Origin of the sequence: Streptomyces himastatinicus ATCC 53653, from assembly GCF_000158915.1 — a bacterium.
Lineage (GTDB): Bacteria > Actinomycetota > Actinomycetes > Streptomycetales > Streptomycetaceae > Streptomyces > Streptomyces himastatinicus.
The window spans coordinates 3,635,712-3,643,773 of the sequence record NZ_GG657754.1; the positions used below are offsets into that span (position 1 = coordinate 3,635,712).

The 8,062-nt window shown below is 72.5% G+C and carries 1 protein-coding gene and 1 pseudogene; both read right to left on the bottom strand.

Annotation, left to right across the window (positions count from 1 at the left end; genetic code table 11):
* Nucleotides 1-380 precede the first annotated feature (380 nt).
* The gene (locus SSOG_RS51040) at nt 381-3,905 is read right to left on the bottom strand and encodes a type I polyketide synthase (RefSeq protein ID WP_050799868.1); all 3,525 of its coding nucleotides are present in this window, start codon (nt 3,903-3,905) and stop codon (nt 381-383) included.
* A 91-nt stretch (nt 3,906-3,996) separates the two neighbouring features.
* Nucleotides 3,997-8,062: pseudogene (locus SSOG_RS55985) on the bottom strand (type I polyketide synthase); the annotation flags it as partial.

Genomic DNA, 8,062 nt, shown 5'->3' on the forward strand with positions numbered 1-8,062 from the left:
ACGAGCCGGGACGACGCGGTCCTCGGGTCCGCGAGCCACCCCTGAAGCACCTCGAGCATCCGCTGCCCGACGGTGTGCACGCGCTCGGGCAACGGGCTGCCGGGCTCGCCGCTGCCGGGCTCGTACACGACGACGGGCGGCAGCGCCACGTCACCGCCCATGACGTCCTCGTACGTGCTCCAGTGGTCCACCGGGTACGTCGCGACGCCCGCGACCTCGACCCAGTCCACCTGGGTACATCGACTCATGGGTGAACGACCGTGCCGCGGTGGACAGTTCGTCCGCCGACACGGTGCGCAGGCCCACCGCGCCGATGTCGAGCACCGGCGCCCCCGCGTCGTCGACGGCGCTGACCGCCACCGTGTCCTGGCCGGTCGGGGTCAGGCACACGCCGGGAGCGACCGCGCCCCCCTGGCGAGCGCCCGTACGGCCGCCCACGTGTGCGCCAGCAGCCGTTCCCCACCGTCCGTGGCCGGGGAGAGCACGAGGCCGAGCCGCGCCATCAGGTGCAGCGCCGCCTCCAGCACCGCCGGGTGTACGCCGTACCGGTCGGCGTTGCCGTCGCCCTCCGCGGACTCCGGCAGGCCGACCTCGGCGTAGACGCTTCCCTCGGCCGCCCACGCGGCCCGGACACCGGCCACCTGCGGCACGGGCGTCTCGACCGCGCCCTGCGGGGGCCATGCGGTGAGGTCCGGGGCCGCCGGGTCGGCGTCCCGTCCGTCGTCCCAGGTGGCGAGGGTGCCCGCGGCGTGTTCGCTCCAGCCGTCCTGTTCGGTGCCGGTTCCGGTGCTGGTGCGGGAGTGGACCCGTACGAAGCGGCGGCCCCGGTCGTCGGGCGCGCCCACCGTGAGCTGGACGACGGTGCTGCCGGTGGCGGGGACGGCGAGCGGCGCGGACAGGGTCAGCTCCTCGACCACCGGTGTCCACACCTGCTCACCGACGTGGGTGAGCATGTCCACCAGCGCCGAGCCGGGAAGCACCACCACATCGTCGATGCGGTGGTCCGCCAGCCACGACTGGGTCGTCAGCGAGAGCCGCGTGGTGTAGATGAGACCGCCCTGCACCGCGGACTCGACGGCCGCGCCGAGCAGGGGGTGTTCGGCGGCCAGCAGGCCAACCGAGGTGACGTCGCCGCTGGTCGCGGTGGTGTTCTCCAGCCAGAAGCGGCGGCGCTGGAAGGCGTACGTCGGCAGCTCCACCCGGGACATCCCGGTGTCCGCGAAGGCGGGCTTCCAGTCGACGTCCACGCCGTGCACCCACAGCTCGGCCAGCGAGGTCAGGAACCGGTCGAGACCGCCGTCCTCGCGCCGCAGGGTGCTCACCGCCACGGGGGCGGCCCGCTCGGGGCTCTCCAGCGTCTCCAGGATCCCCATGGCCAGGACGGGGTGCGGGCTGACCTCGATGAACGTGCCGTAACCGCGCTCGCCCAGCGCCTCCACGGTGGACCGGAAGCGCACCGGCTGGCGCAGGTTCCGGTACCAGTACCCGGCGTCCAGCTCGGCGGTGTCCAGCGGACCGGCCGTCACGGTGGAGTAGAACGGCACCTGCGAGGCCCGCAGCTCCACACCGGCCAGGATCTCCGCCAACTCGCCTTCCAGCGACTCGACATGGGCCGAGTGCGCGGAGAAGTCCACCCCGGGGACGTTCCACCGCATCACCCCCGCCTTCGCCAGCACCGTGCCCAGCTCCCGCAGCGCGTCGGCGTCGCCGGAGACCACCACGGCGTTCGGGCCGTTCACCGCGGCGACCGAGAGCCGGTCGCCGAACGGCTCGATCCGCTCGCGTACCCACTCCTCCGACGCGACGATCGACAGCATCCCGCCGCGGCCGGACAGGCTCCGCTCGATGGCCTGCGCCCGCAGCGCCACCACCCGGGCGCCGTCCTCCAGCGCCAGCGCGCCGGAGACGCAGGCGGCGGCGATCTCGCCCTGCGAGTGGCCCACGACGGCCGACGGCTCGACCCCGTACGAACGCCACAGCGCGGCGAGGGACACCATCACCGCCCATGTCACCGGCTGGAGCACATCGACGCGCTCCAGCGGCGGCGCGCCCGGCGCCTGGCGCAGCACACTCTCCAGGTCCCAGTCCACGAACGCGGTCAGCGCCCGGCCGCACTCCGCCATCCGCTCCGCGAACACCGGTGCGGCATCGAGCAGTTCCACCGCCATGCCCACCCAGTGCGAGCCCTGGCCCGGGAACACGAACACCACCCGGCCGTCGCCGCCGGCCGCGCCCGGACCGGCCACCACGCCCGGGGCGTCCTCACCGCGCGCCAACGCGCCCAGACCGGCGACCAGTTGCTCCCGCGAGCCGCCCGTCACCACCGCGCGGTTCTCCAGCACCGCCCGGCCCGACGCCAGCGACCAGCCCACGTCCACCGGCGACAGCTCCGGATCGCCCTCGACCCGGGCCAGCAGCCGTGCCACCTGCTCCCGCAGGGCGTCGGCGCCGCGGCCGGACACCACCCACGGCACCGCCACGGGCGCGCCTTCGGCCCTCTGCATTGGCTCCGGCTCGGGTGCTCGCTCCAGGATGACGTGGACGTTCGTCCCGCTCACCCCGAACGACGACACACCCGCACGGCGTGGACGGCCGTCGAACTCCGGCCACTCCTGCTCCTCGGCGAGCACCCTCACCGCGCCCGCCGACCAGTCGACCTGCGTCGACGGTTCGCCCACGTGGAGGGTGCGCGGCAGGCTCCCGTGGCGCAGCGCCAGCACCATCTTGATCACACCGGCCACACCGGCGGCCGCCTGCGTGTGCCCGATGTTCGACTTCAGCGACCCCAGCCACAGCGGCCGGTCCTCGGGGCGTCCCTGCCCGTACGTGGCGATCAGGGCCTGTGCCTCGATCGGGTCGCCCAGCGCCGTCCCCGTACCGTGCGCCTCCACCGCGCCCACGTCCGCCGCCGACACGCGTGCGTTCGCCAGCGCCTGACGGATCACCCGCTGCTGCGACGGGCCGTTCGGCGCCGTCAGGCCGTTGGACGCGCCGTCCTGGTTGACCGCCGAACCACGGATCAGAGCCAGCACCTCGTGGCCGTTGCGGCGCGCGTCCGACAGCCGCTCCAGCAGCAGCATCCCGGCGCCCTCGCCCCAGCCGGTGCCGTCCGCGCCGTCCGCGAACGCCTTGCAGCGGCCGTCGGGCGACAGGACGTTCTGGCGGCTGAACTCCACGAACGCGCCGGGGGTCGTCATGATGCTCACCCCGCCCGCGAGGGCGAGCGAGCACTCGTCGCTACGGAGCGCCTGGACGGCCATGTGCAGGGTCACCAGCGACGACGAGCACGCCGTGTCCACGGTGACCGCGGGGCCCTCAAGACCGAGGGAGTACGAGATGCGGCCCGAGAGCACCGCCCCGGAGCTGCCCGTGCCCAGGTAGCCCTCCAGCTCCTCGGGGATCTCGCGCAGCATGCGGCCGTAGTCGTGGCCGTTCGTACCCGCGAAAACACCGGTACGGCTCCCCTTGAGCGAAAGGGGATCGTAGCCCGCGCGCTCCAGTGCCTCCCACGCCGTTTCCAGCAGTATCCGGTGCTGCGGGTCCATCGCGAGGGCCTCGCGCGGAGAAATGCCGAAGAAGGCCGCGTCGAAATCGGTGACGCCCTCGACGAACGCCCCTTCCCGCACATAGGACTTGCCGTGCCGGGTGTGGTCCGGGTCGTACAGGTCATCCGCCCAGCCGCGGTCCGTGGGGAATCCGGACACGGCATCGGTGCCGGACGCGAGCAGGGACCACAGTTCCGCGGGGGTCTTCACCCCGCCGGGAAACCGGCACCCCATGCCGACGATGGCGATCGGCTCCCGGGCCGCCGCGGTGATCTGCTGGTTCTCCTTCCGAAGACGTTCGGTCTCCTTCAGGGAAACACGCAGCGCTTCAAGGATCTTCTCAGGAGACGTACTGCTCATTTGCGAACTCCACGCGTGGGTCAAGGGGAAAGAAGGGGGAGGCGTTCGAACCGGATTCCGTATCCAGGACTCTGGGCTCAGGATTCTGGGCTCAGGAATCGACGTTTTCGAATGCCATGCGGAGCAGACTCTCGGCGTCCATCGAGTCGATCGACTCCTCGTCGACCGTCTCCTTTTCGCCCTCGTCTCCTGTATAGGCCGCGGCATTTCCGTAATCGGCCAGCCGCAGCAGAATGTCCATGAGGCCCGCATCGCGGAGCCGGGCCAGCGGAATGGTCGCCAGTGCCTCGCGCACCCCCGTGTCCTGGGACTCCGCGTCGGCGTCCTCGCCACCGCCCGGGAAGAACAGCTCCCGGAGGTTCTCCGCCAGCGCCAGGGGGTTCGGGTAGTCGAACACCAGCGTCGCGGGCAGCGACAGACCGGTGGCGGCCCGCAGCCGGTTGCGCAGCTCGACGGCGGTGAGCGAGTCGAAGCCCAGCTCCTTGAAGGCCCGTTCGGGGGCGATGGCATCGGCGTCGGGGTGCGCCAGCGCCCTGGCCACGTGGGTACGTACCAGCTCCAGCAGAACGTGGCCGCGCTCGGCCGGGGAGAGCCCGGTCAGCCGCTCCCGCAGTGCGGTGGCCGAGTCGCCCGCCGTCCCGGGCCCGGCGGGTGCGGCGCTGTCGGCCGCCTCCAGGGCACGGCGCGCCTCGGGGATCTCCCCGATCAGCTGCGCGGGACGGACGGCCGCGAGGCGCGGGGCGTAGAGCTGCCAGTCCATGTGGGCCACCGCGACGCAACCCTCGTCGCGGTCCAGCACCTGGTCCAGGACGACCAGGGCGTCCTCGGGGTGCATGGCCTCGAACCCGCTCTGCTGGGTCCACTTCTCGCGGGTCTCCCCGGTGGCCAGGCCACCGCCGCCCCAACGCCCCCACGCCACCGACGTGCCGGGCAGGCCGAGGGCCCGGCGCTGCTCGACCAGGGCGTCGAGGTACGCGTTCGCCGCCGCGTAGTTGCCCTGCCCCGGAGCACCGACGGTGCCCGCCATCGAGGAGAACATCACGAACAACGACAGCTCGGTGTGGTCCCGCGTCAGCTCGTCCAAGTGGCGCGCCGCTTCCGCCTTGGGCCGCATCACCTCCGCCAGCCGCTCCGGCGACAGCCCCTCCACGACGCCGTCGTCCAGCACCCCGGCCGTATGCACCACGCCGGTCAGCGGCGGCAGCTCGCCCAGCGAGCCCAGCAGCTCCGACAGCTCGCCCCGATCGGCCACATCACACGCCGCGACCGTCACCCCGACACCGGCCTGCGACAGTTCGGCCTGAAGCTCGACCGCCCCCGGTGCGTCCAGACCGCGACGGCTGGTCAGCACCAGATGCTCGGCCCCGCGGTCCACCAGCCACCGGGCCACATGACCGCCCAGGGCACCCGTGCCCCCGGTCACCAGCACGGTTCCGCTGCCCTGCCAGCCCCCCTCGGCGCCTGCCGCCCCTCCGGCGCGCACCAGCCGCCGTCCGAAGACCCCCGAGGACCGCACCGCCACCTGATCCTCGGTGCCCACGCCCGCCAGCACCGCGCACAACCGCTCCCCCGCACGCGCGTCCACCGTCTCCGGCAGATCCACCAGACCACCCCACAGGTCCGGGTGCTCCAGCGCCACGGCCCGGCCGAAGCCCCACACCTGCGTCTGCGCCGCGTCCGTCAGCTGCTCGGTACGGTGCACCAGCGCGGCACCGCGGGTGGCGCACCACAGCCGGGTGTCGATGTCGGCGCCGATGAGCGCCTGGGTCAGGCCCAGGGTTCCGACGAGCCCCGCCGATACGCCTCCGCCGACCGGATGCGACGACTCGTCCAGCGCGAGCAGCGACACCACCCCCGCCAGGGGCCCTGCATCCGCAATTTCCGCCACGCGCTCGGTCCACTCCTGGCCACCGGCTTCGGCCTCCAGCGCTACGACCTGGGCACCAGCCCGCGTCAGCGCACCCGACACCGACTCCGCCACGGCGGCGACGCCCTCAACCCCGGCCGGAACCACCAACAGCCACGCGCCCGACAACCGCGCCGACGACTCCACCGCCACCGGCTGCCACACCACCCGGTACTGCCAACCCTCCAACCGCTCCCGCTCACGACGCCCCCGCCGCCACGACGACAACGCCGACAACACCCCACTCAACGACTCCTCCGACGACACCTCCAACGCCGAAGCGACCCCCGCCACATCACCACCCTCAACCAACTCCCAAAAACCAGCCTCAATCCCATCAACCACACCATCGCCAACCGGGGCGTCCAGCCAATAACGACGCCGCTGGAACGCATACGTCGGCAGATCCACGACCGACGCACCCGCGCCCTCGAACGCCCGCGCCCAATCCACCTCCACACCCTGAACCCACACCTCGGCCAGCGAGGTCAGGAACCGGTCCAGCCCGCCGTCGTCACGCCGCAGCGTGCCCGTGACCACGGCCGAGTCGGCGATGTCCTGCACGCTCATGGTGAGGACGGGGTGCGAGCTGACCTCGATGAACGCCGCGTACTCCTGCTCGGCCAGCATCTCGATCGCGGTCTGGAAGCGCACGGTCTGCCGCAGGTTCCGGTACCAGTACCCGGCGTCCAGCTCCGTCGTGTCCAGCCACTCCCCCGTCACCGTCGAGAAGAACGGCACCTGCGAGGTCTGCGGACGCACGTCCGCCAGCACCTTGGCCAACTCGTCCTCGATCAGCTCGACGTGTGAAGTGTGGGAGGCGTAGTCCACCGCGATACGCCGAATACGGACCTCAGCGGCCTCGCACTCGGCCGCCAGCTCATCCAGCGCCTCCGGCTCACCGGCCACCACGACCGACGTCGGGCCGTTGAGCGCGGCCACCTCCAGACGACCCGCCCACCGCTCCAACCGGGCCTCAACCTCGGCCAACGGCAGCGCCACCGACGCCATCCCGCCACGACCCGCCAGACCGCCCGCGATGGCCTGCGACCGCAACGCCACCACTCGCGCACCGTCCTCCAACGACAGCGCACCAGAGACGCAGGCCGCGGCAATCTCGCCCTGCGAGTGCCCCACGACGGCCGTGGGCTCGATGCCGTACGAACGCCACAGCACCGCCAACGACACCATCACCGCCCACGACACCGGCTGCACCACGTCGACACGGTCCAGCGACGGCGCATCCGGAGCCTGCCGCAGCACACTCTCCAAGTCCCAGTCCACGAAGGCGTTCAGCGCGGCCGCGCACTCCGCCATCCGCTCCGCGAACACCGGCGAAGCATCCAGCAACTCCACCGCCATCCCCACCCACTGCGACCCCTGACCGGGGAAGACGAACACCACCCGGCCGCCAGCCCCCGCAGCAGCACCCGTCACCAGCCCAGGAGCCTCCTCGCCCCGGGCCAGCGCACCCAGCCCGGCCACCAGCTCATCCCGGTCTCCGGCCACCACAACCGCACGGTTCTCCAGCACCGCACGCCCGGACGCCAGCGACCAGCCCACATCCACAGGCGACAACTCCGCGTCACCGGCGACATACGACAGCAGCCGCGTCGCCTGCCCCCGCAACGCCTCCGCACCACGGCCCGACACCACCCACGGCACCGCCACCGGCGCGCCGTCGACCGTCTCCGCCGACTCCACTTCCGGCGCCTGCTCCAGGATCACGTGCGCGTTCGTCCCGCTCACCCCGAACGACGACACACCCGCCCGACGCGGACGGTCCTCCAGCTCCGGCCACGCCCGCGCTTCCGTCAGCAGCTCGACCGCACCCGCCGACCACTCCACCTTCGAGGACGGCTCGTCCACATGCAGGGTCTGCGGCAACACCCCGTGCCGCATGGCCTGCACCATCTTGATGACACCGGCCACACCCGCCGCCGCCTGCGCATGCCCGATGTTCGACTTCAGCGAGCCCAACCACAGCGGCGGCTGTCCCTCGCCACGCCCCTGCCCATACGTGGCCAGCAGCGCCTGGGCCTCGATCGGATCGCCCAGCGTCGTCCCCGTACCGTGCGCCTCCACCGCGTCCACATCCGCCGCCGACACACCCGCGTTCGCCAACGCCGCGCGGACCACGCGCTGCTGCGAGGGACCGTTCGGCACCGTCAGGACCGCTGCTGGCACCGTCCTGGTTCACCGCCGAGCCCCGTACCACCGCAAGCACCCGGTGGCCGTTCGCCCGCGCATC